General features: G+C 55.0%; 23 protein-coding genes and 5 tRNA genes. 11 read left to right on the top strand and 17 right to left on the bottom strand.

What is annotated here, in order from left to right:
• Nucleotides 1-2: 2 nt before the first annotated feature.
• Nucleotides 3-263: a DUF4212 domain-containing protein gene (locus LG290_RS13835; RefSeq protein WP_499835294.1), complete on the bottom strand. Its 261-nt coding sequence runs from the start codon at nt 261-263 to the stop codon at nt 3-5.
• Between the two features lie 705 nt (nt 264-968).
• On the opposite strand from LG290_RS13835, the gene LG290_RS13830 reads away from it, so the two are divergent.
• Both LG290_RS13830 and ttcA read left to right on the top strand, forming a co-directional pair.
• Nucleotides 969-2,789 (top strand): putative nucleotidyltransferase substrate binding domain-containing protein, encoded by a 1,821-nt coding sequence (locus LG290_RS13830; RefSeq protein WP_499835293.1) that lies wholly within the window; start codon nt 969-971, stop codon nt 2,787-2,789.
• Nucleotides 2,790-2,895: 106 nt separating this feature from the next.
• A complete protein-coding gene (gene ttcA / locus LG290_RS13825; protein WP_499835292.1) occupies nt 2,896-3,834 on the top strand; it encodes a tRNA 2-thiocytidine(32) synthetase TtcA in 939 nt (312 codons plus the stop codon).
• Here the strand turns inward: ttcA and fnr are convergent.
• From fnr to ccoN, 11 genes are all read right to left on the bottom strand, one after another.
• Nucleotides 3,821-4,573, bottom strand: coding sequence for a fumarate/nitrate reduction transcriptional regulator Fnr (gene fnr / locus LG290_RS13820; RefSeq protein ID WP_499835291.1), 753 nt, complete (start codon nt 4,571-4,573; stop codon nt 3,821-3,823). The two genes, ttcA and fnr, sit on opposite strands and share 14 nt — an antisense overlap.
• A 93-nt stretch (nt 4,574-4,666) precedes the next feature.
• A complete protein-coding gene (gene hemN / locus LG290_RS13815; protein WP_499835290.1) occupies nt 4,667-5,998 on the bottom strand; it encodes an oxygen-independent coproporphyrinogen III oxidase in 1,332 nt (443 codons plus the stop codon).
• Between the two features lie 168 nt (nt 5,999-6,166).
• On the bottom strand, nt 6,167-6,865 hold the full coding sequence (locus LG290_RS13810; RefSeq protein ID WP_160419114.1) for a sulfite exporter TauE/SafE family protein: 699 nt from the start codon (nt 6,863-6,865) through the stop codon (nt 6,167-6,169).
• Nucleotides 6,862-7,092 carry a cbb3-type cytochrome oxidase assembly protein CcoS gene (gene ccoS / locus LG290_RS13805; protein ID WP_160419115.1) on the bottom strand — a complete coding sequence of 77 codons (231 nt, stop codon included), beginning with the start codon at nt 7,090-7,092 and terminating at the stop codon, nt 6,862-6,864. Before ccoS ends, LG290_RS13810 begins: the two co-directional genes overlap by 4 nt.
• Entirely contained in the window at nt 7,089-9,536 is a 2,448-nt protein-coding gene (locus LG290_RS13800) for a heavy metal translocating P-type ATPase (protein ID WP_499835289.1), read from the bottom strand. Before LG290_RS13800 ends, ccoS begins: the two co-directional genes overlap by 4 nt.
• Complete coding sequence (locus LG290_RS13795) at nt 9,533-10,063, bottom strand: FixH family protein (protein WP_499835288.1); 531 nt, start codon at nt 10,061-10,063, stop codon at nt 9,533-9,535. The genes LG290_RS13800 and LG290_RS13795 overlap by 4 nt, the downstream gene beginning before the upstream one ends.
• A gap of 1 nt (nt 10,064) precedes the next feature.
• The gene (ccoG, locus tag LG290_RS13790) at nt 10,065-11,495 is read right to left on the bottom strand and encodes a cytochrome c oxidase accessory protein CcoG (RefSeq protein ID WP_499835287.1); all 1,431 of its coding nucleotides are present in this window, start codon (nt 11,493-11,495) and stop codon (nt 10,065-10,067) included.
• Between the two features lie 133 nt (nt 11,496-11,628).
• A complete protein-coding gene (ccoP, locus tag LG290_RS13785) occupies nt 11,629-12,558 on the bottom strand; it encodes a cytochrome-c oxidase, cbb3-type subunit III (RefSeq protein WP_160419119.1) in 930 nt (309 codons plus the stop codon).
• Nucleotides 12,555-12,776: a cbb3-type cytochrome oxidase subunit 3 gene (locus LG290_RS13780; RefSeq protein WP_499835286.1), complete on the bottom strand. Its 222-nt coding sequence runs from the start codon at nt 12,774-12,776 to the stop codon at nt 12,555-12,557. The genes ccoP and LG290_RS13780 overlap by 4 nt, the downstream gene beginning before the upstream one ends.
• A gap of 3 nt (nt 12,777-12,779) precedes the next feature.
• Nucleotides 12,780-13,388 carry a cytochrome-c oxidase, cbb3-type subunit II gene (gene ccoO, locus LG290_RS13775; protein WP_160419121.1) on the bottom strand — a complete coding sequence of 203 codons (609 nt, stop codon included), beginning with the start codon at nt 13,386-13,388 and terminating at the stop codon, nt 12,780-12,782.
• Between the two features lie 18 nt (nt 13,389-13,406).
• Nucleotides 13,407-14,834: a cytochrome-c oxidase, cbb3-type subunit I gene (gene ccoN / locus LG290_RS13770; RefSeq protein WP_160419122.1), complete on the bottom strand. Its 1,428-nt coding sequence runs from the start codon at nt 14,832-14,834 to the stop codon at nt 13,407-13,409.
• 532 nt (nt 14,835-15,366) lie between these two features.
• Here ccoN and LG290_RS13765 point away from each other — a divergent pair.
• The 5 genes from LG290_RS13765 (at nt 15,367) to LG290_RS13745 (ending at nt 15,957) form a co-directional block, all read left to right on the top strand.
• A tRNA-Val gene (locus LG290_RS13765) sits at nt 15,367-15,442 on the top strand.
• Nucleotides 15,443-15,511: 69 nt separating this feature from the next.
• Nucleotides 15,512-15,588, top strand: a tRNA-Asp gene (locus LG290_RS13760).
• 46 nt (nt 15,589-15,634) lie between these two features.
• Nucleotides 15,635-15,711: transfer RNA gene (locus LG290_RS13755), tRNA-Asp, on the top strand.
• A gap of 89 nt (nt 15,712-15,800) precedes the next feature.
• Nucleotides 15,801-15,877 (top strand) — tRNA-Val (locus LG290_RS13750).
• A 3-nt stretch (nt 15,878-15,880) separates the two neighbouring features.
• Nucleotides 15,881-15,957: transfer RNA gene (locus LG290_RS13745), tRNA-Asp, on the top strand.
• A gap of 81 nt (nt 15,958-16,038) precedes the next feature.
• Here the strand turns inward: LG290_RS13745 and LG290_RS13740 are convergent.
• The 5 genes from LG290_RS13740 to LG290_RS13720 all read right to left on the bottom strand — a co-directional run bounded on the left by LG290_RS13740 (nt 16,039) and on the right by LG290_RS13720 (nt 22,303).
• Nucleotides 16,039-16,443, bottom strand: coding sequence for a heme-binding protein (locus LG290_RS13740; protein ID WP_499835285.1), 405 nt, complete (start codon nt 16,441-16,443; stop codon nt 16,039-16,041).
• 117 nt (nt 16,444-16,560) lie between these two features.
• The gene (glcF, locus tag LG290_RS13735; protein WP_499835284.1) at nt 16,561-17,793 is read right to left on the bottom strand and encodes a glycolate oxidase subunit GlcF; all 1,233 of its coding nucleotides are present in this window, start codon (nt 17,791-17,793) and stop codon (nt 16,561-16,563) included.
• 3 nt (nt 17,794-17,796) lie between these two features.
• A complete protein-coding gene (gene glcE / locus LG290_RS13730) occupies nt 17,797-18,918 on the bottom strand; it encodes a glycolate oxidase subunit GlcE (RefSeq protein ID WP_499835283.1) in 1,122 nt (373 codons plus the stop codon).
• A gap of 19 nt (nt 18,919-18,937) precedes the next feature.
• Nucleotides 18,938-20,437: a glycolate oxidase subunit GlcD gene (gene glcD, locus LG290_RS13725; RefSeq protein ID WP_499835282.1), complete on the bottom strand. Its 1,500-nt coding sequence runs from the start codon at nt 20,435-20,437 to the stop codon at nt 18,938-18,940.
• A gap of 159 nt (nt 20,438-20,596) precedes the next feature.
• On the bottom strand, nt 20,597-22,303 hold the full coding sequence (locus LG290_RS13720; RefSeq protein WP_499835281.1) for an L-lactate permease: 1,707 nt from the start codon (nt 22,301-22,303) through the stop codon (nt 20,597-20,599).
• A 431-nt stretch (nt 22,304-22,734) separates the two neighbouring features.
• Between LG290_RS13720 and LG290_RS13715 the strand changes: the two genes are divergently transcribed.
• The 4 genes from LG290_RS13715 to LG290_RS13700 all read left to right on the top strand — a co-directional run bounded on the left by LG290_RS13715 (nt 22,735) and on the right by LG290_RS13700 (nt 26,300).
• The gene (locus LG290_RS13715; protein WP_499837111.1) at nt 22,735-23,430 is read left to right on the top strand and encodes a glutathione S-transferase family protein; all 696 of its coding nucleotides are present in this window, start codon (nt 22,735-22,737) and stop codon (nt 23,428-23,430) included.
• 208 nt (nt 23,431-23,638) lie between these two features.
• Nucleotides 23,639-23,998, top strand: coding sequence for a phasin family protein (locus LG290_RS13710; protein WP_499835280.1), 360 nt, complete (start codon nt 23,639-23,641; stop codon nt 23,996-23,998).
• Nucleotides 23,999-24,312: 314 nt separating this feature from the next.
• On the top strand, nt 24,313-25,797 hold the full coding sequence (pyk, locus tag LG290_RS13705) for a pyruvate kinase (RefSeq protein WP_499835279.1): 1,485 nt from the start codon (nt 24,313-24,315) through the stop codon (nt 25,795-25,797).
• Complete coding sequence (locus LG290_RS13700) at nt 25,794-26,300, top strand: DUF192 domain-containing protein (protein WP_499835278.1); 507 nt, start codon at nt 25,794-25,796, stop codon at nt 26,298-26,300. The genes pyk and LG290_RS13700 overlap by 4 nt, the downstream gene beginning before the upstream one ends.
• The last annotated feature ends 79 nt before the right edge of the window (nt 26,301-26,379 follow it).

The raw sequence follows: 26,379 nt of genomic DNA, 5'->3' as shown, positions 1-26,379 counted from the left end.
GCTTACTCCCCGAGTCCAAATTTTTCGTCCAGTTTGTTCATTTTCCAGGCGTAGAAGAAAATGAGCGCTATGAACGTCAGAATGGAACCTTGTTGGGCAAACCAGAAACCAAGGTCGGTGCCGCCGACAGGGATACCTGCCAGCAATGGGCGGAACAGGATGGCACAGCCGTACGAGACGAATGCCCAGACGACCAGGCACCCGGCAATCAGGCGTACGTTAGCCTTCCAGTAAGCAGCAGCATTGGATTTATCGTCTGCCATAGTGGTGATCTCCACTTGTAATTTAAGGTTGGAGGGGAAGTTGCATTGAAAATGAATGACTCATCAGGGTGTCGCATGCACGGAACAGTTTCTTGTATCGCTTTTCAGCCTACAGCCATTTTGCTCGTTCATAGGCCCAAAAGGTAACAAGGTAACCGGCGTTTTCATCACTGGTGATGACAGCGCCGGTTACCCTTTACTGCCCTTTGGCCGACTAAAGTCGCTCTCTACTCACCTCAATGCCTGGCTATCGAGCTACGTTACTAACATGCGATTACCCTGCCTGACTCATGAACAATACTGGGCAATAAACACAAAAATTAAATCCCAGACTTTGGTATCACGACAAAAGGGGAGTAATGAGTATTTTTAATAAAACCTTAAAAAACAAAGGCTTTGATAATTTTTTTGTTGTAGGGGCTTATGTGTTTCTCAAGGATACGAAACGATAGTCTAGGTATTCTCGCAAAACATGATTTTGGTATTCTGTTTTCATCGACTTTCAGTTTCTCAGCATGGGTGAGTTCTTTTCATAAGTCGTTCTTTGGGTTCCATCAAATAATGGTAAGGCGCGGTGAAACCCTTCTCCAGGTGTGGCTGCAGTTTTTGGCAAACTGCACCGAAACGAGTATTACCGGCATTGCGGGCGACAGACAGTGAATCACCACAATCTTGTAGTACCTGTACTATAACGAGGGTAATACCATGGTCGATGTCGAACTTTCACAACCGCCTTTTTCATTGTTGGACGAGGAGGGTCGAGAACGGATACGCAGTGGTGTGGATCTGGCCTATTTTGACCGGGATGAAATCATTCTGGAAACCGGACAGCCGGGTGAGTTTGTTTTTCTGATTCATAAAGGTGAAGTGGCTGAACTCGATCCCACCTTACCAGCGTCAAGTGCTCGGATCGGCCTTTACACTGCCGGCGATCTTTTTGGCGCGATCAGTATCCTCAATGGCAAGAGCCGTTATCGTTTCCAGGCGGAGCAGGAGACGCTGTGCTACTTACTGCCAAAGGCTTTATTTCAGCAGTTATGTCGAAAATATCCCGATTTCAACGATTTTTTTCGTCAAACCTTGGCCCACAAAGCGCGCTTATTGACCGAAAAGCGTGCAGAAGGTGGCGTTACCATGGCCGGGTTCATGCTGGCCAAGGTGATTGAATGCATGCGCGCGCCCTTGATGGTCGAGGCGACGACACCAATCGACCAGGCGGTACATACCCTCAATGACAGCCATGCCGATAGCTTGTTGGTGAAAAGTCAGAAAGGCGTGGGGATGGTGACCAAGACCGATCTGCTCAATGCCTTGGTGGTCAAGGGGCTGGCGCAGAGCACTGCGGTCAAGGATATTGCCCATTTTGAGCTGGTGAGCGTCACACCGCAGCAATATCTGTTTGAAGCCTTGGTCGCCATGACGCGTCACAAAGTCGCCCGTGTAACGGTGGTAGAAGACAAGGAAGTAACCGGCGTTGTCGAACTGACGGATGTGCTGAGTTATTTCTCCAGTCGTAGCTATGTCATCAGCCTCCAGGTCGAGCAGGCGGATAGCCTGCAGGCTCTGACCGAAGCTAGCCGGCGCACCCCTGAGCTGGTCAAGGCGTTAATGGCCCAGGGAGTCAAATTACGCTTTGCCATGGATCTTCTGGCTGCACTCAACGGACGCATCATGAACAAGGCGTGGGGATTTCTGATTGATGAGCGCTACCATCGTGATAGCTGCATGATGGTGATGGGCAGTGAAGGGCGGGGCGAGCAGATTCTCAAGACCGACCAGGACAACGGATTGATTCTTGCTGACGATCTGGAGTGGCCGGATGTTGGCGAACAAATGCAGGCCCTGACGGATACGTTGGTGGAGCTGGGCTATCCTCCTTGTCCCGGCAATATCATGGTATGTAACCCTGAATGGGTGGGAACGGTAACTCAGTGGAAGCACAATATTGCTCACTGGGTCGCGGCTCGTGATGGTGAGAGCCTGATGAAGCTGGCCATCCTTCTGGACTCTCATGCGGTGGCGGGTAATGCAGCATTGCTGGAGCAGGTACGCGATGAATTGTTTGAACGCTGCGCACGAGATGAGATTTTATTGTCCTATTTTGCTCGCACGGCACTGCGTTTCTCGACACCTTTGACATTGTTCGGCTCGCTGAAAAAGCCTCAGCACGGCATTGATATCAAAAAAGGCGGTATCTTTACGATTGTGCATGGGGTTCGCACCATGGCCTTGGAGCGGCGTATCAAGGCAACGTCCACGTTTGAGCGTCTCGATGCGTTAGTGGAGGATGGGCGGCTGAAAAAACGTTTTGCCGAAGACTTGGGAGAAGCCTTGGCGCTTTTCACCGAACTTCGTCTAAGACAGCAATTGGCCCAGATGGATGGGGAGGCCGAAGATCGCCAGCCGGATCGCGTGGTGGTGCAAGAACTTTCCTCATTGGAACGTGATCTGCTGCGTGAGGCCCTACACATCGTCAAGGATTTCAAGCAGCGCCTGACGCATCGTTACCATCTGGAATATTCGTGAGTGGAGGCAGCGGGGGAGATCGTTGGTGGATAGATTGTTGGTAGGCAAGGGGTGAGTATTGATAGAATATTTGCCCGCCATTCCAGCCATCGGCAGGTCTTACTCTATGCAATCCGTTGAACATTTCGATCCTGATGCTTTTGCCCATTCCAGCATGAGCGGTTCCGGTGTAGATAATTCTCATGGCGTCGTCGCGGCTTCTGAGCCAGACAAAGGTGCCAATGAAAAACGCGCCTTCAACAAGCTGCAAAAGCGCCTGCGGCGTCAGGTAGGCAATGCCATTATTGACTATGACATGATCCAGGAAGGGGATCGCGTCATGGTATGTCTTAGTGGCGGAAAGGATAGCTACACTCTGCTGGAAATATTGCGCAACCTGCAGCGCAATGCACCGGTTGATTTTTCCTTGATAGCAGTCAATCTTGATCAGAAACAACCCGGTTTTCCCGAGCATATCTTGCCAGCCTATCTCGACAATCTAGGTGTCGAGTATCATATTCTCGAGCAAGATACGTATTCGGTGGTCAAGGAAAAAACCCCTGAAGGCAAAACCACCTGCGCGCTGTGTTCGCGGCTGCGTAGAGGGTCTTTGTATGGCTTTGCCGAAGAAATCAAGGCCACCAAAATTGCTTTGGGGCATCACCGAGAAGATATACTGGAGACCTTGTTTCTTAATCTTTTTTTCGGTGGAACGCTCAAGGCCATGCCGCCTAAGCTGCTCTCTGATGACGGAAAAAATATTGTGATTCGGCCGCTTTCGTATTGCAAGGAAGCCGATATCGCCGAGTTTTCCCGACAAATGGCTTTCCCGATCATTCCCTGCAATCTATGTGGTTCCCAGCCCAACATGCAGCGTCAGTTGGCCAAAGAGATGCTGGCGGAATGGGACAAGAAATACCCTGGCCGACTGGAGAGCATGTTCAAGGCGGTCACCAATGTGGCACCGTCTCAGTTGGCCGATCGTGAGCTGTTCGATTTTATCGGGCTGGAAGCCAAGCAGGCTGACCTGATGGCCAGCCGCATTCAGGCAGTCAAGGTGAGTTGAGCTCTTGCTCTTCTTCCTCGGATAAGGCAATCAGCGCAGGCATATCGAGAACATTGACCTCCCTTCCGGAAACCGACACCACCTTCTGGCTTTGAAAGCGACTCAAGATGCGACTGACGGTTTCCACTGCCAGTCCCAGGTAGTTACCAATATCCGCTCGGGACATGGAAAGCCGAAAGCTATAGGGCGAATAGCCCCTGCGGCGAAACCGCTCGGATAACGTTATCAAGAAGCTTGCCAGGCGTTGGTCTGCCGTCTTGCGTGAAAGTAGGCGCATCATGCGCCGATCCTCACGTAACTCCTTGCTCATGCTGCGGTAAAGCTGTCCGCGTAATTCAGGGAGTTGCTCGGAAAGAAGATCCAGACGGTCGAAAGGAATTTCACAAACGGTAGTCGTTTCCAGCGCAATGATGCTGCCGGGATAGGTTGCTTCGTTGATGCCATCAAGACCCACCAACTCACTGGGGAGGTAAAAGTTGGTCAATTGATCGCTACCATTACCTTCCGTGGTGACTTGCTTGAGACTGCCGGAACGCACAGCAAACACGCTGGTGAAGACATCCCCTTGGCGAAATAGGGGCTCACCTTTCTTGAGCGGTGCGCGACGACGAATAATCGAGTCGAACTGATCCATGTGTTCAAGCTCAAGCGCCAAGGGGAGGCAAAGTGAGCTCAAACTGCATGTCTGACAGTGAGCTTCGTTCAGTATGGCTCTATGACGGCCCATGATGTCCGGCATGAGTTCCTCCCTCAAATAGGTGGCAAGGACCATTATGAGGAATTAAGCGCCGGCAGCAAGTGTTGTCGAAAAAGTTCCTTAAAAAAACGGTTTTTAAAAAATCGCTTGGGCTGGTGAATGAGCATCGAAAGCCATGACTAGGCGGCCGAGCAGTAATCGCCCTTGGGCAGTAGCCACCAATCTATTACCGGTTCGCTGAATCAAGCCGGCTCGTTCGGCGCCTTCCAGCTTGGTCAAGGCATCTGCAAGATAGCGCGGTGCGTCGATGCTCCATCGTCTACTGATTTCATCAAGGTCGAGCGCCATGTCACACAACATGCATTCGATGACATGCCGGCGAATTTGGTCGTCTTGTGTCAGGCGAATGCCGCGTTTTATAGCCAAGTGACCCTTATCCAAAGCTTGTTCATAGCTTGCCGGCTTAGTGGGGTTCTGGGCATAGATATTATCCACACAACTTACAGCGGAAACTCCTAAGCCCACCAAATCATATTGGGTGTGGCTGGAGTAGCTCTTGAAATTTCGCTGTAGGGTGCCTTGCTGCTGAGCGATAGCCAGGTTGTCGTCCGGTCGGACGAAATGGTCTAGTCCAATAGGCACGTAACCGGCCTGGGTCAGCATGGTGATAGCGGTATGTAGAATCGCCGTTTTTTCTTCGGGGCACGGCAGGTCGTCGCGGTTGATGTGCCGTTGGGACGCAAAACGCTCAGGCATATGACGGTAGCTGGTTACCTTGAAGCGTGCTGGGTTGAGTTCGATTGCCTGGGCGAGTGTCTTGGCGAAGCTTGTGCGAGTCTGGCAAGGCAGGCCGTAAATCAGGTCCAGAGAAAGCGAGCGAAAACCGAGACGGCTGGCTTCTTCCATCAATGTCTCGGTCAAGACGTGCGGTTGCACACGATTGATTGCATGCTGAACAGTCGGGTCGAAATCCTGTATCGACAGGCTTATCCGGTTGAAGCCCAGGGCTTGAAGATGGCGCAAGGTCAATACATCGGCTTGATGCGGGTCAATATCGATGGAGTAATCGCGGGTTGGCGCGTAGGAAAGACCAAAGCGTGCATCCAGCCGGTCGATCAAGTCGCTCATTTGATCCAACGTCAAAAAAGCCGGTGTGCCGCCCCAGTGAAGCTGTTGTATTTGACGAGAGGAATCTAGATGGCGTGAGCTCAGCACCATTTCTCGATCCAGCCGCGATAGGTAAGGCTCGGCTAGTTGGGTGTTCTGAGTGACTATCTTGTCGCAAGCGCAATAAAAGCAAACTTTTCGGCAAAATGGCACATGAACATACACGCCTAAAGGCTTGTTGCCACTATTGCTGCGCTCTAGCGCAGCAGTAAACTCTTCGGCACTGAAGTTATCATGAAAGGAGCGCGGCGTAGGGTAAGACACATAGCGAGGCTCCTCTTTGTCGTTGCGCTGTAACATGGCTTGGTTCCAAGCTCTGCCTGGAATGAATCCGTTCAAAGCAGGGTAGCGGTCGGGAATGGCTTGAACGGGCATACAGATGCTCCGGTATCTAGAACGTAGAGTACTAATGGTAGTTCGCAGAGAGGAAAGGAAGATTGAGCTGAGTCAATGTAACGATGGTTGGGCTTAGTGAAGCGAGGAGGTTGTGAGCAATGTCCATAATTGCCAAAGCGCGAAGCTAATGATAGTTAATGCTGCCAGGCTGCGTGTGGCGCGGTGACGAATCAAGCCGGCCATCTGGCGTGCTGCAATGCCGGTAACCAGCAATGCGGGAAGCGTGCCCAGACCGAAGGCTCCCATCAGGGCGGCTCCATGCAAAGGGTCCGCTGTGGCCAGACTCCAAGCGAGCATTGAGTACACCAGACCGCAGGGCAACCAGCCCCAGATGGCACCTAGAGCAAAGGCTTGGGGGAGTTTGACCACCGGCATCAAGCGGCGCCCCAAAGGCTCCAGGTAACGCCATAACCGCTTGCCTACCGCTTCAACCTTGAGTAGCCCTTTCCACCAGTTGGCGATGTACAAGGCCATGAGGATGAGCATGACGGCGGCGAAGGCCTGAAGCACCATGCCGGCCTCGGGGGACAATGCCAGCAAGGTGCCGAGCGTTGCCACCAAGGCACCGGCAGCCATGTAGCTAACAATACGCCCGGCGTTATAACCCAATAACAGGCCTGTGAGCCTAGCTGGATGGCGCATGCTGGGCGGCACGGCAAAGGTCAGGGCGCTCATGATGCCGCCGCACATCCCGATGCAGTGAGCTCCACCCAAAAGACCGAAAACGAACGCCGCCAGCAGTGGTGGTAGGTCCATGCCGGTGGGATTCATCGAGGGCTCTCGGAGTTATCGTCCGGTCGCGTCCGGGGCTGCTTTTGCTGTTTTCTGCGCTGGCGCTCCTCGGGCGAGAGGTCGTTTTCATCTTCATCGAACAGGATGCGATGAGCGGGCCCTTCCAGATCATCGAACTGTTCATTTTTCACCGCCCAGAAAAAAGCCCAGACCGCCAACCCTAGGAGAATTAGCGATAATGGAATCAACAGATACAATATCGTCATGCGGGCACCGGCGTAGGGGAATGGGGCAGCGGCACAGTGCTGCTGCGCCAGCGGGATAGGCGTAAGGCATTGCCTACCACCACCAGTGAGCTGAGAGACATTCCGATGGCGGCAAGCCAGGGCGGTACGATACCTATCGCGGCCAGCGGCAAGGCGGAAGCGTTATAACATACCGACCAGATCATGTTCTGACGCATCACCCGGCGCGTCGCCCGAGAAATCTGGATCGCTTCGGCAATGCGCATCAGGCGTGGACTCAACAGTATCGCATCGGCGCGTGTGCGGGCCAGGTCCGTGGCGCTATTCATGGCGATCGCCACGTCAGCCCCGGCCAGCACCGGAATATCGTTGATGCCATCGCCGACCATGATCACGGTTTCGCCGCTAGCCTGCAATTGCTGCAAACGCTCAAGCTTGCCTTCAGGGGAGGTGCTTGCCTGCCAGGTATCGATATTCAGCTGTCTGGCCAGGCTTGCCACTGCATGCGACGTATCGCCTGAAAGCAGTTCGACCTTGAGGCCAGCGGCCTGTAGTGTCATTACAGTTTCTCCGGCGTCCTCGCGAATCGCGTCGTGCAGACCGAACCAGGCACGTGGCTCGCCTTCTTTCGCCAACAATAGCCATTGCCCTTCATCGGGTATGGTCGGCGGCTGTATCGCGGCGAATTCGGGTTTGCCTAGTCGCCAGCGTGCCCCGTTGATGGAACCTGACAGCCCTTGTCCCGTATGGCTTTGCACCTCGTTTGCTTGCACGGTGGTGTCACGAAAAGGATGAAACGCTCGGGCAATGGGATGTTCCGAGTGGGCTTCAAGGGCGGCTGCCAGGGCGCGGGCATCTGCTTCGTCGATATTCCCCAGTGGAAGGGTCTGCATCAGCTGCATTTCGCCATGCGTCAGTGTGCCGGTTTTATCGAAGATCACTCTATGGGCTTGGGAGAGGGATTCCAGGGCGTCGGCACGCGTAATCAAGACGCCACGGCTGCGCAGTTGGCCATGACCCGCGGTAAGAGCCGTTGGGGTGGCCAGTGCCAAGGCGCAAGGGCAGGTGACCACCAGTACGGAAAGGGTGACCCAGAGTACACGAGAGGGATCAATGAACCACCAGACCGCTGCCACGCAGGCGGTAACGATCAATAGGCGTAGCACAAAAAGGTGCGCCATGCGTGCGGCCATCTGTGCCAGACGCGGACGGCTGGCAAAGGCGCGGTCGGTCAAGTCGACAATGCCAGCGACACGAGCTTCGCGTCCCGCATAAGTGACCCGAATATCCAGAGGGCTTTCCATGTTCTGACTGCCCCCGGTGACTTCATCGCCTATTCGCCGAGTGACAGGTAGGTATTCGCCGGTCAGCATGGACTCGTCGAGACTTGATTCGCCCGCTTCTATTATGCCGTCAGCGGGTACGCTATGGCCTGGTTTTACTCTGACTCGGTCGCCTGTTCTGAGCTCTGAGGCGGGGAGAATGCGTTCATTGCCCTCATCATCCAGGCGAACGGCAGAAAGGGGTAGCGCGCCACTCAAGGCATTGCCGCTATGCCCACTGCGACGGCGGGCGCGGGTTTCCACATAACGGGCGAACAGCAGGAAGAAAGTGAACATGGCCACTGAATCGAAATACACTTCCCCCACGCCGAATATCACGGCATAACCGCTGGCGAGATAAGCGCCACCAATGGCTAGTGACACCGAAACATCCATGCCGAGTACGCCTGTTTTTACATCCCGCACGGCATTGCGGAAAAACGGCAAGGCGGAAAAAAATACGACCGGTGTTGCTAGTGCAAACGACAGCCAGTGGAACAGGGCGTAGAAATCTTCGCTGATCTCGCCTGGTGAAGAGACATAGATAGGGATGGAAAACATCATCACCTGCATCATCCCCACAGCGGCGATAATCAAACGCCGTACGTTCATTCGTTCTTCGTGCTGCAGGCGCGCCTGAGCCTGATCCGGCTCATAAGGTTGGGCGTTATAGCCGATAGCCGCCATTTCGGCAAGTAGCTCGGAAAGCTTGATCTGATCGGGGTCCCAGCTGACACGGACCCGGTGGTGGGTCAGGTTGACGGCACTGGATTTTACTCCCGGCATGGCGTTCAGGCGGTGCTCGATCAACCAGGCGCAGGCCGCACAGGTAATGCCTTCCACCGCTAGTGTGGTGGCGACATGCCCTTCATCGCCGTCGGGATGGACAAATTGCTGTTGCAGGCCTGGGTCGTCGAAGACCGACCAGGTGTCGGCACGCACGGCCTGACGTTCATCCGGGCGCTCTGGAAGTTCGGTACGATAGCGGTAATAACTTTCCAGACCACCGTCGACGATAGCATGGGCCACCGCTTCGCAGCCTGGGCAGCAAAGCGGGTGGGTGTCCTCGTCCAGGGTGATGGTCCAAGGTGCTGCAGCGGGCACTGGGTTACCGCAATGGTAGCAGGCAGGTGCGTGGCTCATTCGCTTTCTTTACGCCCTCCCGGCAGTAACGCGATGCTGTTATCACTGGGGAAGGTAGCCTCACCCGTGAGACGCCAATCGCTATCTTGCTGATCGGGCTGTAGCTGCAGATACCAACGATAGCGCAGGTTATCGGGGCCTTGAGTGATATAACGGCCGTCGCGGACATGCTCGAGCACGAACGATTGGTCACGGTTATTTTCCGTGGGGAAAATGAGCTGTAAATACAAATTTTCGGGGCGTGTATCGCCCGCCAGGTCCACCACGATATCGCTGGTGAGCGGATCAAGGAGCAGCTCTGCGCTCAGGTTCAATTCACGCGCACGTACTTGCTTGGCGATTACCATGTTAATGGCTTTGCCATGCTCGTAATAATCTTCCTGGACGACCATGCCGTCGAAGCTCTTTATCGACACGACGGCAAAAGTGGTGCTGACGATAATCGAGGAAAACAGCAGGCCGAGTAAGAACCACGGCCAAAACTGCTTGTACCAAGGAGGTATCTTTGTGGGTGTCGTGGTAGGCATGTTACCTCCTTATGTTGCCGATAAAGCGTATGTCACGCTCTAGGCTGATACTTTCATCCTGCTGAGATTCAATAGTCAGGAAAATGGAATGGCTGGGTTTTTCGATAACCTCCTCATCGGCGGTCACGTCAATCACGAGTAGGCGTGATTCACCGGCTTCCACGTCGAGCGTCTTGTGATCAAGAGTGAGCCCCGGAAGTCCGGAAACACTTAGCTGATAGGTATGGTCACGGTTATCCAGGTTACGCACGTTCAATGTATAAACGTTAGTGATGCGACCGTCACGTGTCATTTGATAAAGCTGATTGCGCTCACGTTCCACATCAAAGCCCAATGGCAGGCGATCACCTACCGCCCAGGCGAATACCCCGATCATGATCACCAGAGCCGCAAAATAGCCTGCGAGGCGGGGGCGCAGAATGTGACTCTTCTTACCCTCCAGCGCATTTTCTGTGGTGTAACGCACCAGGCCGCGCGGGTAGTCCATCTTGTCCATCACGCTATCGCAGGCATCGATGCAGGCGGCACAGCTTATACATTCATATTGCAGACCGTCACGAATGTCGATCCCCACGGGGCACACCTGAACGCAAAGCTCGCAGTCGATACAGTCGCCCAAGCCCTTTTCCTTGGGGTCGATACCTTTTTTACGCGCGCCGCGAGGTTCACCACGCTCTTGATCATAAGACACAATCAAGGTGTCGCGGTCGAACATGACCGATTGGAAACGGGCATAGGGGCACATGTAAAAGCACACCTGCTCGCGCAACCAGCCAGCATTCAAATAGGTGAATACCAGAAAGAAACCCACCCAAAAATACGACCAGCCATGTGCCTCAAGGGTGGGTAGGTCGATCACTAACTGGCGAATCGGGGTGAAATAGCCCACGAACGTAATACCCGTGGCCAGAGCAATCAGTAACCAAATCGTATGTTTTGCACTCTTGCGGGCTAATTTCTCAGATGTCATGGGCTGTTTGTCGAGCTTGATGCGCTTGTTGCGTTGCCCTTCGATGCGGTGCTCGACCCACATGAACAAGAAGGTCCAGACACTTTGTGGACAGGTATAGCCGCACCAGACTCGGCCTGCAAAAACCGTGATGAAAAAAAGACCAAAGGCACAGATGATCAGCAGCCAGGAAAGCAGCATGAACTCCTGAGGATAAAATGTCCCGGCAAAGAGGTGAAATTCCCTACTCGGCAGGTCAAACCAGATCATCGGCCGATCTCCCCACTGGATCCATGGAAGCAGAAAGAATGCCAGCATCAGTACCCAGTTGGCGCTGCGCCGGATTTTCTGGAATAGCCCCTTTATTTCACGCACATAAATATGCTGCCGTCTAGCATACATTTCCTGGGTGGCTGATTGATCCTTGGGGGCGTAATGACCCACGGAATCCGGAGTTACATCTTCGCTGGGTATTCTTTCCATAATGATGTCATAGCTCAGAAGGAACAGAAGGAAGCTGCTCCAGAGAATGGAGCCTCATTATAACTATTCATCGTCGCCAACAAGAAAGGGTGCGACTCGAAGCCGCACCCTTTGGTTAAAAACGCTAATTGAATCAGTCTTGTAGGCGAAAGCTATAGACGTAAGCCGCTACCAGATGAACCCGTTCTTCACCAATGTAAGAGGCCTGTGCCGGCATGTGTCCGTTACGCCCGTTACGCAGTGTTTGACGAACTGAATCCGCGACTTCCTGGCCAGGAGCCAAGTAGAGCCAAGTGTCGTTGGTCAGGTTGGGCGCGCCCAAGGCCTGATTACCGGTACCGCTTGGTCCATGGCATGCCGCACATACCGATGCGAAGGTGGCTTCACCTTGCTCGGCACTCTCGGCGTCGTGCTCAAGCCCAGAAAGAGAGAGGACATATTGTGTCAGGTTGCCAATATTGTTCTCCCCCAACTGCTGCCAGGAAGGCATCAAACCATTACGTCCATTGTGCAGGGACGTCAGAATGTTCTCCGGCTCTCCCCCATATAGCCAGTCATCATCGGTGAGATTGGGGAAACCATACCCGCCCTGGGCGTTGGAGCCGTGACAAACGGCACAGTTATTCTGGTAGACGCGCTCGGCCACTTGCATGGCTTCTTCGTTTTCTGCCAGTTCAGGAATCGGTACTTCCTGATATTGCGCGAAAATCGGTGTGAAACGTTCTTCGGCCTGAGCCACTTCCTCTTCCCATTGACCTTCCTGTGTCCAACCCAGAATGCCGGCAAAATTGCCCAGGCCTGGGTAAAGCACCAGATAGCCCAAAGAAAATATGATGGTGGCGATAAACAACTGAAACCACCATTTGGGCAGAGCGTTATCATATTCTTCAATTCCGTCTGCTGCGTGCCCTGTGGTTTCCACATTGCCGTCGGCGTCAGGAGTTTTATCGGTACGGCGATTCGAGACTAGGATCCACCAGCTGAAGGCAATGGTGCCAAGCGTGATGATGATGATCCAGGCACTCCAGAAGCCGGATAGGGAGTCACCCCAGAGATTATTCATATGTTTTTGTCTCCCCCGTCGTGTCGGGAATTGGTCTGCTCTTCTTGCGCGGCGTGTTGTTTGCGGATTTCTTCTTCATCTTTATCATCGGCGAAGGGCAAGTTGGCCGCTTCGTCGAAATCCGGCTTGCGTCGCTTGGAGTAGGCCCACCAGGTGATGCCAATGAAGGCGACCAGAAGCACAAAAGTGATAAGGCCGCGAAAGGTTCCCGTATCCATAGCTTAGCGAGTGCCCTCAAGCACAGTTCCGAGTTGTTGCAAATAAGCGATTAACGCGGTGATTTCTTGAGTTCCCTGAACGTCACGCTTGGCATTTTCGATCTGCTCATCGGTATACGGGACGCCTAGAATGCGCAATGTGCTCATCTTGGCGGCCATATCTTCACCATCGAGAGTGTTCTCGAACAGCCAAGGGTAGGAAGGCATGATCGATTCAGGAACGACGTCGCGCGGGTTGTACAGGTGGGCACGATGCCAGTCATCACTGTAACGGCCACCGACGCGTGCCAAGTCCGGGCCTGTGCGCTTGGAGCCCCACAGGAAGTTGTGGTCGTAGATCGACTCGCCAGCCACGCTATAGTGACCGTAGCGTTCTGTCTCTGCGCGGAACGGACGAATCATCTGGGAATGACAGCCGACACAGCCTTCCCGGCGATAGATGTCGCGCCCTGCCAGCTCCAGAGCGGAAAGCGGTTCAAGCCCTTCCACCGGTTCCGTGGTTTGTTTCTGGAAAAACAACGGTACCACTTCTGCCAGGCCGCCGAAGCTGATCACTACCAGGATCAAGACGGCGAGCAGACCGACATTCTTTTCAACAATCTCGTGTTTCATTGGTCTTGGTATCCCCGTTTAAGCCGCTTGCGGTGCAGGCTGCTGACGAATGGCTTCGCTACGCTTCACCGTCATGTAGACGTTGTAGGCCATGATCAGCATGCCGGTTACCCAGAACAAGCCGCCAATCAAGCGAACGAAATAGCCTGGTCCGCTGGCTTCCACGGATTCGATGAAGGTATACATCAAGGTGCCGTCCGGGTTGATGGCGCGCCACATCAGGCCTTGCAGAATGCCGTTGACCCACATGGAGGCGATATACAGCACGGTGCCGATGGTCGCCAGCCAGAAATGCACGGCAATCAAATTGACCGAGTGCATTTGTACCTGGCCGAACAGGCGTGGAATCAAGTGGTACATGGAGCCGATGGTAATCATGGCGACCCAGCCCAGCGCACCCGCATGTACGTGTCCAATGGTCCAGTCAGTGTAGTGAGAAAGAGCATTGACGGTCTTGATGGCCATCATTGGACCTTCAAAGGTCGACATGCCGTAGAACGACAGTGCCACGACCAGAAAACGCAAGGTCGGATCGGTGCGTAGCTTATGCCAAGCGCCTGATAGCGTCATCATGCCGTTGATCATGCCACCCCAAGAAGGTGCAAGCAGGATGATCGACATGACCATGCCCAAAGACTGCGCCCAGTTAGGCAGAGCGGTGTAATGCAGGTGGTGCGGGCCGGCCCACATGTAAATCATGATCAGCGCCCAGAAGTGGACGATGGAGAGCCGGTAGGAGTACACCGGACGCTCCGCCTGCTTGGGTACGAAGTAATACATCATCCCCAAGAAGCCGGCAGTAAGGAAAAACCCTACCGCGTTATGCCCGTACCACCATTGCACCATGGCATCGATGGAGCCGGCATAAAGCGAGGTGGAATACATGGCCGTGACTGGAATGGCTGCATTGTTGACGATGTGCAGCACGGCCACGGTCAGAATGAAGGCAGCAAAGAACCAGTTGGCCACATAGATATGCGACGTCGTCCGCTTCTTGATGGTCATCAAGAATACCAATGCATATGTCACCCAGACAACGGCGATCAATATGTTGATTGGCCATTCCAGTTCGGCGTATTCCTTGGTGGTAGTGTGACCCAAGGGTAGCGAAATGACGGCGGAAAGAATGACAGCTTGCCAGCCCCAGAATGTAAACGCCGCGAGCTTGTCGGAAAAAAGACGTACCTGACAAGTACGCTGTACGACGTAATAAGACGTGGCAAACAATGCTGAGCCACCGAAGGCAAAGATGACGGCATTGGTATGCAGCGGGCGTAGCCGCCCAAAGCTCGTCCAAGGTAGATCGAGATTCAGTTGCGGCCATACCAGCTGTGCGGCAAGGATGACGCCGAGGAGCATGCCCACGATGCCCCATACCACTGTCATGATCGCGAACTGCCGAACTACCTTGTAATTGTAGGTCGGGTGTTCTAGTGCTGAGTTCATTTGAATGTTCCCATCGAACGCGGTTAGGGGGTAACCCGTAGCATTGTGCTCGGGTGCGGCCACCCGCTTGATGATGCAGGTCAATAAGTCCGTTTGGTATTCTATCGCAGCCACGCTACAAGCTGAACAAGGCGTTTGGCTAAGCGATTATATACGCAAGCAATAATGTCTGGGTTCGAGCCTTGCGGGTGGATTTTTGTAGCACCCTTTATTATTAGCCTACAAACCTTCCAAACGCCTGGAATCGCCTTTATTGCAAGCATTTGCGAGTGCAGCGGTTAACCGGAAGGCCTGTTATCCCTACTGTTTTTTTGAGGACCGAGAAGCGATCCTGGTTGGCCTGCGACAAATTGCCTCCATGTTTGTCTCACAGGTATTTCTTCAAGATGATTGACCCAGAGGCGCGTATATTGCATTCTTCACGCGCTCGCAGCAGGCTGCCGTGGCAGGGAGATAATTCATGACAATCAAATTTTCATGAATATTGACATCCCCCTGAGTTTTGGTAGAATGCAGCGCCACGTGACCAGACGGGTGGTTAGCTCAGTTGGGAGAGCACCAGCCTTACAAGCTGGGGGTCACTGGTTCGAACCCAGTACCACCCACCATCACCTAGGTGATGTGATCACGTTGCAAAAGCAAAGAAAAACGTAGTCTAAAGTTTTGATGCATATAGCGGACCGGTAGTTCAGTTGGTTAGAATGCCGGCCTGTCACGCCGGAGGTCGCGAGTTCGAGTCTCGTCCGGTCCGCCAGCATCATCCTCCTAGTCTTGCTTTTCTGAGTGAATTTTCATTATGCGGACCGGTAGTTCAGTTGGTTAGAATGCCGGCCTGTCACGCCGGAGGTCGCGAGTTCGAGTCTCGTCCGGTCCGCCATGATGAAAGTGCCGAATTTGTAGTAGAAAGAAAGTGCCGAATTTGTAGTAGAAAGTAGTAAGAACAGCGTTATTAGAATGCTTATGCGTGGGTGATTAGCTCAGTTGGTTAGAGCACCAGCCTCACATGCTGGGGGTCACTGGTTCGAATCCGGTATCACCCACCACGCGGACCGGTAGTTCAGTTGGTTAGAATGCCGGCCTGTCACGCCGGAGGTCGCGAGTTCGAGTCTCGTCCGGTCCGCCATTTAGCATCTACGAATCCCTAAGCCCCGGATCAGTTACCTGATCCGGGGCTTTCGTCATGGGCGCTTTTCGGTAAACATGTTTAGCCGCCGACAGCCTTGACGCCTGCCTTGGCTACCTGGGCATCTTGATCCGGCTTTACCCCGGAAATGCCCACTGCACCAATTACCTGGCCATCAATGATGACTGGTACGCCACCTTCGAGCATTCCTTCCAATGGGGCTGAAAGAAACGCATTTCGCCCGCCATTGATCATGTCTTCGAAAATCTTGGTTTCCTTGCGCCCGATAGAAGCACTACGTGCCTTTTCGGTGGCTACGTAAGCACTCATGGGAGCGGCGTTATCCAGACGGCGCAAGCCCAGCAGGTGGCCGCCGTCATCAGTGACCGCAATAGTCACCGGCCAGCCGTTGCTGTCGGCTTCCTGTTGGGCAGCGTCCAGCATGGCGGTGACATCGACTTGGGACAAAACAGATTTGGTCTGCATGAGAGTTTCCTTTTGATGATTGATTGTAGATCAGGGGTGGTGAGCAAATGCCCGAAAAGTCGATGCCGGCACGACTCGCAGCTGAATCATGCCGGCATCAAGCTTGAAACTAGAGGGTCAGACAAGGGCGGCATCGACTATTTCGATCCAGTGGCGTACTGGCGTACGGTTGGCGCCGGCAAGATGTGTCTGACAGCCGATATTGGCGGTCACGATCACCTCTGGGGCGCCTGCTTCCAAGGCATTGAGCTTGTTGTCGCGCAGTTGGGTGGCAAGTTCCGGCTGGGTGACCGAGTAGGTGCCGGCTGAGCCACAGCACAGATGAGCATCCGCCACTGGCGTCAGCGCAAACCCCAGGCGTGTGAGTACACCTTCCACGGCGCCACTCAGTTGCTGGGCATGTTGCAAAGTGCAAGGGCAATGAAAGGCTAGGCGCTGAGTGTCGCCTATCTCGAACGTTTCCAGATTCTCGTCACGCAATACTTCCACGAGATCCTTGGCCAGCTCGCTCACGCGTTGGGCCTTTTCGGCATAGGCGGGGTCGTCTCGGAGCATATAGCCATATTCCTTGACGAAGGCACCACAGCCACTGGCAGTCTGAACGATACTTTCAGCCCCTTGTTCGATATGCGGCCACCAGGCGTCGATATTGGCACGCATGCGGTGACGGCCGTCTTTTTGTGCGTTGAGGTGAAAGTCGATAGCACCGCAGCAGCCGACTTCATTGACTGGCGTGACGCTGATGCCCAGGCGGTCGAGCATGCGCGCCGTGGCGGCGTTGGTGTTGGGCGAAAGCCCGGGTTGCACGCAGCCTTCCAGCATCAGCACACGGCGGCTATGCGTTTGTGTATCCGGGCGCTGTCCTGCATCGGCGGGTTTGGGGGGCATCTTGTTCTGCAGGGCGCCGGGAACCATTGGCTTGAAGGTCTGGCCCAGTTTGAGCAATGCCTGAAAACGCTTGGGTTCGACCAAGGCTTTGCGTAATCCAAAGCGCAGCATTCTGTCCGCAGCCGGGCGGGGAACGCGACGATCGATTTCGGCGCGCCCGATATCCAGAAGTTTGTGATACTCGACCCCGGAAGGGCAGGTGGTTTCACAGCTGCGACACGTCAGACAGCGATCCAGATGCAGGCGAGTCTCTTCCGTGACCTGGTCGTCGTCCTCGGCGCTTTCCAACAACTCCTTCATCAAATAAATGCGCCCGCGCGGGCCGTCGCGTTCATCGCCTAGCAACTGGTAGGTGGGACAGGTAGCATTACAGAAGCCGCAGTGCACACAGGTGCGCAGAATGCGATCGGCTTCCTGGATATGCGGTTTCTGGCGGTCGGCATCGGTAAATTGCGTCTGCATGGTTCAAAACTCCGCGTAGAGACGGCCGGGATTGAAGATGGCATAGGTATCGAGTTCGCGCTTCAGGTTGCGATGATACTTGGCCACCACCGGGTTGAGCGGCGTGAACGGCTCGCTAGCGCCCCCGTCCTGGTGAGCGGTGTAACAGGTGGCATGACCACCGGCTTCCTGACACAGGCGCCTTAACGTCTCGGCATCAACAGAGGTTTTCACCCAGCGCTGGCTGCCAGCCCAGTCGTAAAGCACCTCGTTTTCCTGAACGCCGGGTAGCGCCAAGGTGCCGCTATTGGGAGGTAGCGACAGGCGCCACAGGGCTTTATCGCCGGTCCCTTGGAAAAAACTCAGAGAATGATCACGCAATTCTTGCCAGAAGGAGGCATCCAAGGAGTCACCACCCAGGCGTTCATGGGTGGCCTTGACCGAGCTTTGCCCCCCTTCCAGGCGTAAATGTAAGCCTCCGTCATGCCAGGCGGCCGCGGTGATCGGTAGCGGTTTTCGACCCAGCTCGGCGATTTTTTCCAAGGCTTCTTCAATGGGCATTGTCAGGCGCAGGCTGTGAGTCGCGTTGGGCCGGGGCAATACCTTGAAGGATATTTCACTGAGGACCCCCAATGTGCCTTGGGCGCCTGCCATCAAACGTGAAAGGTCGTAGCCGGCGACGTTCTTCATCACCTCACCACCAAAGCGTAGCAGCTTGCCCTCCTGGGTGATGACGCGGGTGCCGAGCACAAAATCACGCACGGCGCCCGCCCAAGGGCGCCGGGGGCCGGAAAGGCCGGTTGCCACGGCGCCGCCGATGGTACTGGCTTCACCGAAGCGAGGCGGTTCGAAAGGCAGCATTTGGTTATGGTGCGCCAAGGCGGCTTCCAGGTCGCTCAGGCGTGTGCCGGCGCGCACGGAGACCACCAGTTCGACAGGGTCGTAATGCACGATGCCGCGATGCTCTGAGGTCGATAAGGCCCGGCCTTCCACTGCGCGCCCATAGAAAGCGCGTGTATCACCCCCGGCAATGCGCAGCGGTGAGCGTTCACGATAGGCTTGACGCACTTGCTCGCACAGGGTCTCGGCATTGTCCTGCTCGGTCATGTCCGGGGCCTGGGGTAACGGCTGGTTGGTATTGGTCATAATCACTCCTGCAGGCCATTCAGAAACGGGGCAGTTCCGGATGCGGCAATTCATTGTTGTGCACGTGCATGGCGCCGAACTCGGCACAGCGCGCCAGGGTGGGAATGTTCTTGCCGGGGTTCAGCAGGCGCTTTGGATCGAAAGCTGCCTTCAAGGCATGAAAAATCGTCAGCTCATCGGGTTTGAACTGGCTGCACATCTGATTGATCTTTTCGCGCCCCACGCCATGTTCCCCGGTAATGGACCCACCGGCAGCCACGCAGAGTTCGAGTATCTTGCCCCCGACATCTTCGGCGAGTTCCAGTTCGCCTTCCTGATTGGCATCGAACAGGATCAAGGGGTGCATGTTGCCATCGCCGGCATGAAAGACATTGGCCACGCGCAGGCCGCTTTCTTCGGACAGTGCGGCAATGCCCTTGAGTACCCTGGGTAGCTCACGGCGAGGAATGGTGCCATCCATACAGTAGTAATCCGGTGACATGCGTCCCACGGCTGGAAAGGCGTTCTTGCGTCCGGCCCAGAACTTGGCGCGTTCGGCATCGTCGCGGGCCTGCTGGATATCGGTGGCGCCGGCAGCTTCGAGAACGCGGCGTACCGTGGCGCAGTCATCATCGACATCCGCTTCCACACCATCCAGTTCGCAGAGCAGAATGGCCTCGGCGTCCACCGGATAGCCCGCCCGAATAAAGTCTTCGGCGGCGCGAATGGCCAGGTTATCCATCATTTCCAGACCGCCGGGAATGATACCGGCGGCAATGATATCGCCTACCGCGCGACCGGCCCTTTCAACATCGTCGAAACTGGCCATCAGCACCTTGGCAGTTTCCGGCTTGGGCAGCAGTTTGACGGTGATTTCGGTGACCACACCCAGCATACCCTCGGAGCCGTTCATCAGCGCCAGCAGGTCGAGGCCGGGTGCATCCAGGGCTTCCGAGCCCAGTGTCATGGGTTCGCCTTCGATGGTGAGTATGTCCAAGCGCATGACGTTGTGCACCGTGAGGCCGTACTTCAAGCAATGCACGCCACCGGCATTTTCCGCCACATTGCCGCCAATCGAGCAAGCGATCTGGGAGGAGGGGTCGGGTGCATAATATAGCCCGTAAGGTGCGGCCGCCTCGGAAATGGCCAGGTTGCGTACCCCCGGTTGCACACGGGCCAGGCGGGCATCCGGGTCGACACTCAGAATCTTGCTGAAGCGCGACATCACTAGCAGCACGCCTTTTTCCAGGGGCAGGGCGCCGCCGGAAAGGCCGGTGCCGGCACCGCGGGTCACCACAGGCACGCCCAGGTGGTGACAGCGCTTGAGTAGCGTTTGTACCTGCTCAAAGGTTTCCGGCATCGCCACTAGCATGGGGAGTACGCGATAGGCCGCAAGGCCGTCGCACTCGAAGGGATGCAGGTCTTCTTCGCGATGCAGCAAGGTCAAGTCAGGGGAGGCGTGCTGAAGGTCGGCCAGTACCTCGGCCTTGTCGATGACAGTCAGTTCACCATCCAGGCGCTCGTCGAAGTGAATATTCATGGCAACTCCTGAAACCAGAGAGGGCGAGACGAAATGAACGCCTCCACCCTGTAGGGTATTGTTTCATGGAAAAGGTTTCCATAATTTATTTTAAGAATTGCAGGAGGAAACCTTTTGCATGAAATCACCGGGATAATGCTATCCCGGCGATGGGCTTGGTTAGGTGCCAGATGCGCGCATAAGTGGATCGCTGATACCCACTCCATACAACACGATCATGGCGAGAATACCACTGGCGATGAGGTAATAAAGCGTTGGCAGGATGGTCTTGCGGATCGTTGTACCTTCACGCCCCAACAAGCCGACCGTCGCCGATGCCGCCACCACATTGTGGATGGCGATCATGTTGCCCGCGGCTGCACCGACGGCCTGGAGTGCCACCATCATGGCCGTGGAAACCCCCAACTGCTGGGCGATGTTGAATTGGAATTCCGAGAGCATCAGGTTGGACACGGTGTTGGAGCCGGCAATGAAAGCTCCCAGAGCCCCCACGGTCGGCGCGAAGAATGGGTAGACATCTCCCACACTGTTGGCGACAAACCGCGCCATAGCGACCGGCATGGAAACCAGGTCCGCCGCGTTGATGCCGGAATTGATCAGGATACGCACCATGGGAATGGTGAAGATCAGTACGAAACCGGCGCCCAGAATGGTCTTGGATGAATCGCTGAAGGCATTTTTCAGTTCGCCCAATTTCATGCGATGCAGCAACGCAGTGATCAAAACCACGATCAGCAAGATGCCGCCAGGCAGGTAGAAGGGTTGAATGCTGCCCGAGACGCCTGCCTCTCCCAAGATATTGCTCCAGCCGAAGGCGAACGACGTCAAGGCGTCCCTGAGCGGTTCAATGACGCGTGAAGCGACCAGAAAAACAGCCAGTAGTACGTAGGGTACCCAGCCCATGAAGGTGGAGATCGGTGCCTTGCCGGCGATGTCGTCCATCTTGATTTCCAACTTGCCGATCCACTCGTCAGGCCAGGACTTACGATCTGGGAAGTCCCAGGTGTCCTTGGGAATCAAGAAGCCGCGACGAGCCGCGGGCACGACGATTGCCAGGCCCACCATGGCGCCGATCATCGACGGGAATTCCGGTCCGAGAAATACGCCTGCGAGCATGTAGGGCACCACGAAGGCCACACCGGCGAAGATCGCGAAGGGGGCGATGGAGAGTCCTTCTTTCCACGAACGGTTAGCACCGAAAAAGCGCACCATGATGACCACCATGATCAGTGGCATCAGCACACCCACGATGCCGTGGATCACCGCGACTTCAGAAACAATCAATCGGAAATACTCAAGCCAGGTATAGCCACCCTCGGCGAGCTGCTGGGTAATGCCTTCCCGGTTGATGCCACCGCTCACCCCCACCACGATAGGCGTACCTACGGCGCCGAAGGAAACCGGTGTCGACTGGATCATCATGCCCACCACGACTGCCGCCAGGGCGGGAAACCCCAAGGCGACCAGCAGCGGCGCTGCTACCGCCGCCGGCGTCCCGAAGCCGGAAGCCCCTTCAATGAAACAGCCGAACATCCAGGCAACAATGATCGCCTGGACGCGACGGTCCGGGCTGATGCCGGAAAAACCTTTGCGAATTGCCGTGATGCCGCCGGAATGCTTCAGGGTGTTGAGCAACAGAATAGCCCCGAAAATGATCCACAGTATCGCCACCGTCAGAAGCAACCCTTGAAGGGTGGAGGCCAGCACGCGTGTGAAAGTCATTTCCCAGGCCAATAGGCCGATCAGTGCTGTGACCACGAAGACGATCGGCATGGCGTTCTTGGCCGGCATGCGTAGTCCAATCAACAGCACCCCAGCCAGTACCAAAGGTACAAAAGCAATCAGTGCAAGCGTTGTTTCATTCATGGAAAAAACTGCCCCTTGTTATTTATCGGTAGGCTCCGCGATAACCTCGGCGCCGTAAATACAGCAGCCAAGCCAGGCTGAAAGATACGTATCGCTTATCAGCTTGACTACTATTGGAGAATTGGTATGACCAATATTTTGAGTGTCCGAAGCTATTGGGTATCAGGAGAGGTTTTTTTAATATTATGATTTTTATGATGTTTGCTTGGGTTTATCGGCATTGAGTCATGATAATTTCATTAGACTAATAGACAGGCCTTGACCACTGTTTTGCCCACCCTATTTTTTTTGCCCACTCCTTTCTCGGGCTCTGTTTGTGTGCTTGCCTATGCAAAGAAGTTCAGTGAAAGACAAACAGGGATATTGATGCCATCCAGACCTTTGTGCGACAAATGAAAGGTAATTCCATCCCTTGATAACAAGGCATTATGATGACACGAATACTCTATGATCTTTGCGGTCGTGATGAGCGGCTACGTTTTTCCCCTTATTGCTGGCGCGTGCGTATGGCGCTGGCGCACAAGGGGCTGAGTTTTGAAACCCGCCAATGGCGTTTCAGTGACAAGCAGGCATTGGCCTTTGCCGATCATGACAAGGTGCCGGTGCTGTGCGATGACGAAAAGGTGGTGACTGACAGCTTCGAGATCATGCGTTACCTGGATCAGGCCTACCCTGAATCACCCGTATTGGGAGAAGGTTTAGCTCAATCCCGGGTACTTTTCTTCAAGCATTTCGTGGAACGCAGCGTCACGCCTGCCTTGTTTCGAATTGTGGTCATGGACTTATTGGCTGCCATTCACCCGGATGACCGAGATTATTTCCGTACTACACGCGAAGCACGTTTCGGCTGCCGCCTGGAAGAATTTCACCAGCCCGAACAAGGACGCGCGCAGCTCAAAGCGCTACTCGCACCCTTACGGGATCAGTTACGGGGCACTGATTTCATCGATGGCGATGCACCGGCTGGCGCGGACTACCTGATGTTCGGCAGCTGCATGTGGGCCTATAGCGTCTCACGTGCCGCCTGGGTGAGTGCTGGAGACCCGGTGGATGAATGGTTCAAGCGCATGTTGATGGTGCACGATGGCGTGGGGGCCAAGGCTTTCACGATTCGAGACCTGGATTAAGCCCTCGATAGCCGATGAACGAGAAGCACGGAAGTATATGATTAAAAAGCCCTAAAAAGGGGAAACATGAAAAGCGGATGAAATGAAGACAAAAACTATGTTGCGCTGCACAAAACTCCCTGCTACTTTTTTACCCAGCCAGGGCAATAAGTCTCCCCTTAACGGGGATGGTCGCCCCCGAGGCGTTATCACTTGAGGAGATGAAGCAATGAAAAACACAGCCGAAAAAGCCAGCCAACAGTTTGAATCTGCAATGATTTCTCCAATGCGTTCCTACGCCGTCGCCGCCTTGAACTATTATGATCAATTACTCAACGCCCAGATTGATGCAATGCGGGCCTACACCGACATGTCCATGGAGCAAGCGCGCACCTGGCTGGACGTCAAAGACACCGACAGCATTAAAAAAGCCATGGAAAGCCAGCAAAAAATCGCCGCCAACCTTACCGAACGGATGAAAGGTGACGCGGAAAAAGTCATTTCCATGAGCCAGGATTTCGCTCAACAAAGCCAGGAAATGACCGAAGAAAATAGCAAGAAAGCCAATAATGTCGTGGCAACTCAGTAATTGTCAGGGTTAGCTTGCAAGGTTTGATCCGCGCTGCTAGGCCGGAGTGCAAAAACGTCATCTTATAAGGTGGCGTTTTTTTATGCGCTTTCGGTACTGAGTGGCCGAGGGAGGCTATTAACCCATGGAAGGGCGAGCTCGATTTTGAGTGGGGGCGCTCGTACCTCTCTCGTACCTCTGCCATTCAATGGCGAGTATACTTGGAGGCTCTTAGCTACCTCGATGCTCATCTATAGGGCGTCAATGATCGAGGTGGTGCCTGAAATAAAGGCAAGCATTTACGATCTTGCCGTGCCGGTTTATCGAGGAACCTTATGAAACCCCTACCGCATATTCCCCTTCGCCGTACCAAGATTGTTGCCACCCTGGGGCCTGCCAGCGACCGTGACGGTGTGCTGGAAGCCATGTTGGCGGCGGGTGTGGATGTGGTCAGGCTGAATTTCTCGCATGGCAGTGCCGAAGATCACAAACGGCGCCTGGAACAGGTCCGTGAAATTGCCGCCCGGCTGGGTCGCAGCGTCGCGGCCTTGGGTGATTTACAAGGCCCCAAGATTCGCATCGCCCGATTCAAGGAAGGCGTTATCGCTTTGCATGAAGGCCAGACGTTCATTCTGGACATGGGGCTGGATCGTGATGCCGGTGACCACCAGCGGGTGGGGTGCGATTACACCGCTCTGGTGGATGACGTGGTAACAGGTGATCGCCTGTTGCTCGACGATGGCCGCGTGGTGCTGGAAGTCGCTCACGTTCAAGGAAAGGAAATTTACACGACGGTGGTGGTGGGCGGCAAGCTTTCCAACCACAAAGGGATCAATAAACAAGGCGGTGGGCTTTCCGCCCCGGCGTTGACCGAAAAGGATAAGCAGGACCTCGAGACTGCCGTCGCCATCGGCGTGGATTATCTGGCGATTTCCTTTCCGCGTTCCGCCGACGACATGCATGCCGCTCGCCGCATGCTGGGTGAGGCTGGTGCCGATATCGGTCTGGTGGCCAAGATCGAACGCGCCGAAGCAGTGGCCGATGACGCGACCTTGGATGCGATTATCGAAGCATCGGAAGCGGTCATGGTGGCACGTGGCGATTTGGGTGTGGAAATTGGTGATGCCAAGCTGGTGGGGATACAAAAACGCCTGATCAAGCGCGCCCGCACCCTCAACTGCGCGGTGATTACCGCCACTCAGATGATGGAGTCGATGATCGACTCTCCGCTGCCGACGCGGGCTGAAGTATTCGATGTGGCCAACGCCGTGCTCGACAGTAGTGACGCCGTGATGCTGTCCGCCGAAACGGCCGCCGGCGATTATCCGGTGGAAACAGTCGAAGCCATGGCGCGTATCTGCCTGGGTGCCGAGCGCGAAAGGAGCGCCCAGGAATCGGGTCATCGTATTCACGAAGGCTTCACGCGGGCGGATGAAACGATTGCACTTTCCGCCATGTACGCGGCCAATCATATGACCGGCGTGGCTGCCATTGCCTGCATGACGGCGTCGGGCTATACCCCCCTGATCGCCTCGCGTATACGCTCGGGTCTGCCGATCGTGGGTCTGGCGCACAACCCCATTGCCCAGCGACGCATGGCACTGTATCGCGGTGTGGTGTCGCTGCCGTTCGATACTTCCGGGATGAGCCCGACCGAACTCAATCACCGCGCCTTGGCCTTGTTGGTGAGTCACGGACTGGCTGAAAAGGACGACTATGTCATTCTGACGCGGGGCGATCACATGAATGCTCACGGTGGCACCAATACCATGAAGGTCATGCAGGTGGACGATGTCCACGGCGAGGCGATCCCGAAATGAACCCGACACGTCGTGCTTTGCTTAAAGGGGCGCTTGCCCTGCCGTTTTTCAGCCTGGCGCCCTTTTCCTGGTTGCAGGCCGAAGAGTCTTCCCTGCCAGCGGTGACACGCCTGGTGATCCATAGCGACCAAGGGCCACAGCGCCTGGAGGTGGAAGTGGCTCGAACCCCAGCACAGCGACGCCAGGGCTTGATGGAGCGTGACAGCCTTGCGCCTCGCTCGGGCATGCTGTTTCGCTACGCGGAGGATCAGCCTCCGGAAAACGCTTTCTGGATGTACCGCACGCGCATTCCGCTGGATATCGCTTATCTGGATGAGCAAGGCCGGATTGTCGCCATCAATCGTATGTCACCTTGTGAATCTGAGTCGGCGGCTGATTGCGCCTCTTATCCGGCAGGAGCAAGCTACCGCTCTGCGCTCGAGGTAAACGCAGGATTTTTCGCCGAGCATGCTATCAAGGTTGGCGACTGCGTCAGTTGGCCGGGGCGAGAAGGCGCCTGCTGAAAAAAGCGGCTCAAGCATTCGGTTTCAACGCTTGGCTGAGTACAATCAGATAGCTTGACTAAACGTAAAAAACCCCAAT

Source organism: Halomonas sediminis (assembly GCF_044871105.1).
Taxonomy (GTDB): domain Bacteria; phylum Pseudomonadota; class Gammaproteobacteria; order Pseudomonadales; family Halomonadaceae; genus Vreelandella; species Vreelandella zhuhanensis.
This window is presented reverse-complemented; position numbering and strand designations above follow the sequence as displayed.

Excerpts from the sequence above, each read along its gene's own strand:
- LG290_RS13720 (WP_499835281.1), bottom strand. The coding sequence starts at position 22,303 with ATGAATGAAACAACGCTTGCACTGATTGCTTTTGTACCTTTGGTACTG.
- hemN (WP_499835290.1), bottom strand. The coding sequence starts at position 5,998 with ATGTTACAGCGCAACGACAAAGAGGAGCCTCGCTATGTGTCTTACCCT.
- ccoN (WP_160419122.1), bottom strand. The coding sequence starts at position 14,834 with ATGAACTCAGCACTAGAACACCCGACCTACAATTACAAGGTAGTTCGG.
- pyk (WP_499835279.1), top strand. The coding sequence starts at position 24,313 with ATGAAACCCCTACCGCATATTCCCCTTCGCCGTACCAAGATTGTTGCC.
- LG290_RS13740 (WP_499835285.1), bottom strand. The coding sequence starts at position 16,443 with ATGCAGACCAAATCTGTTTTGTCCCAAGTCGATGTCACCGCCATGCTG.
- glcF (WP_499835284.1), bottom strand. The coding sequence starts at position 17,793 with ATGCAGACGCAATTTACCGATGCCGACCGCCAGAAACCGCATATCCAG.
- LG290_RS13700 (WP_499835278.1), top strand. The coding sequence starts at position 25,794 with ATGAACCCGACACGTCGTGCTTTGCTTAAAGGGGCGCTTGCCCTGCCG.
- LG290_RS13810 (WP_160419114.1), bottom strand. The coding sequence starts at position 6,865 with ATGAATCCCACCGGCATGGACCTACCACCACTGCTGGCGGCGTTCGTT.
- LG290_RS13710 (WP_499835280.1), top strand. The coding sequence starts at position 23,639 with ATGAAAAACACAGCCGAAAAAGCCAGCCAACAGTTTGAATCTGCAATG.
- LG290_RS13830 (WP_499835293.1), top strand. The coding sequence starts at position 969 with ATGGTCGATGTCGAACTTTCACAACCGCCTTTTTCATTGTTGGACGAG.
- glcE (WP_499835283.1), bottom strand. The coding sequence starts at position 18,918 with ATGACCAATACCAACCAGCCGTTACCCCAGGCCCCGGACATGACCGAG.
- ccoP (WP_160419119.1), bottom strand. The coding sequence starts at position 12,558 with ATGAATAATCTCTGGGGTGACTCCCTATCCGGCTTCTGGAGTGCCTGG.
- LG290_RS13835 (WP_499835294.1), bottom strand. The coding sequence starts at position 263 with ATGGCAGACGATAAATCCAATGCTGCTGCTTACTGGAAGGCTAACGTA.
- LG290_RS13715 (WP_499837111.1), top strand. The coding sequence starts at position 22,735 with ATGACACGAATACTCTATGATCTTTGCGGTCGTGATGAGCGGCTACGT.
- ccoO (WP_160419121.1), bottom strand. The coding sequence starts at position 13,388 with ATGAAACACGAGATTGTTGAAAAGAATGTCGGTCTGCTCGCCGTCTTG.
- LG290_RS13800 (WP_499835289.1), bottom strand. The coding sequence starts at position 9,536 with ATGAGCCACGCACCTGCCTGCTACCATTGCGGTAACCCAGTGCCCGCT.
- LG290_RS13780 (WP_499835286.1), bottom strand. The coding sequence starts at position 12,776 with ATGGATACGGGAACCTTTCGCGGCCTTATCACTTTTGTGCTTCTGGTC.
- fnr (WP_499835291.1), bottom strand. The coding sequence starts at position 4,573 with ATGCCGGACATCATGGGCCGTCATAGAGCCATACTGAACGAAGCTCAC.
- ccoS (WP_160419115.1), bottom strand. The coding sequence starts at position 7,092 with ATGACGATATTGTATCTGTTGATTCCATTATCGCTAATTCTCCTAGGG.
- glcD (WP_499835282.1), bottom strand. The coding sequence starts at position 20,437 with ATGAATATTCACTTCGACGAGCGCCTGGATGGTGAACTGACTGTCATC.
- ttcA (WP_499835292.1), top strand. The coding sequence starts at position 2,896 with ATGCAATCCGTTGAACATTTCGATCCTGATGCTTTTGCCCATTCCAGC.
- LG290_RS13795 (WP_499835288.1), bottom strand. The coding sequence starts at position 10,063 with ATGCCTACCACGACACCCACAAAGATACCTCCTTGGTACAAGCAGTTT.
- ccoG (WP_499835287.1), bottom strand. The coding sequence starts at position 11,495 with ATGGAAAGAATACCCAGCGAAGATGTAACTCCGGATTCCGTGGGTCAT.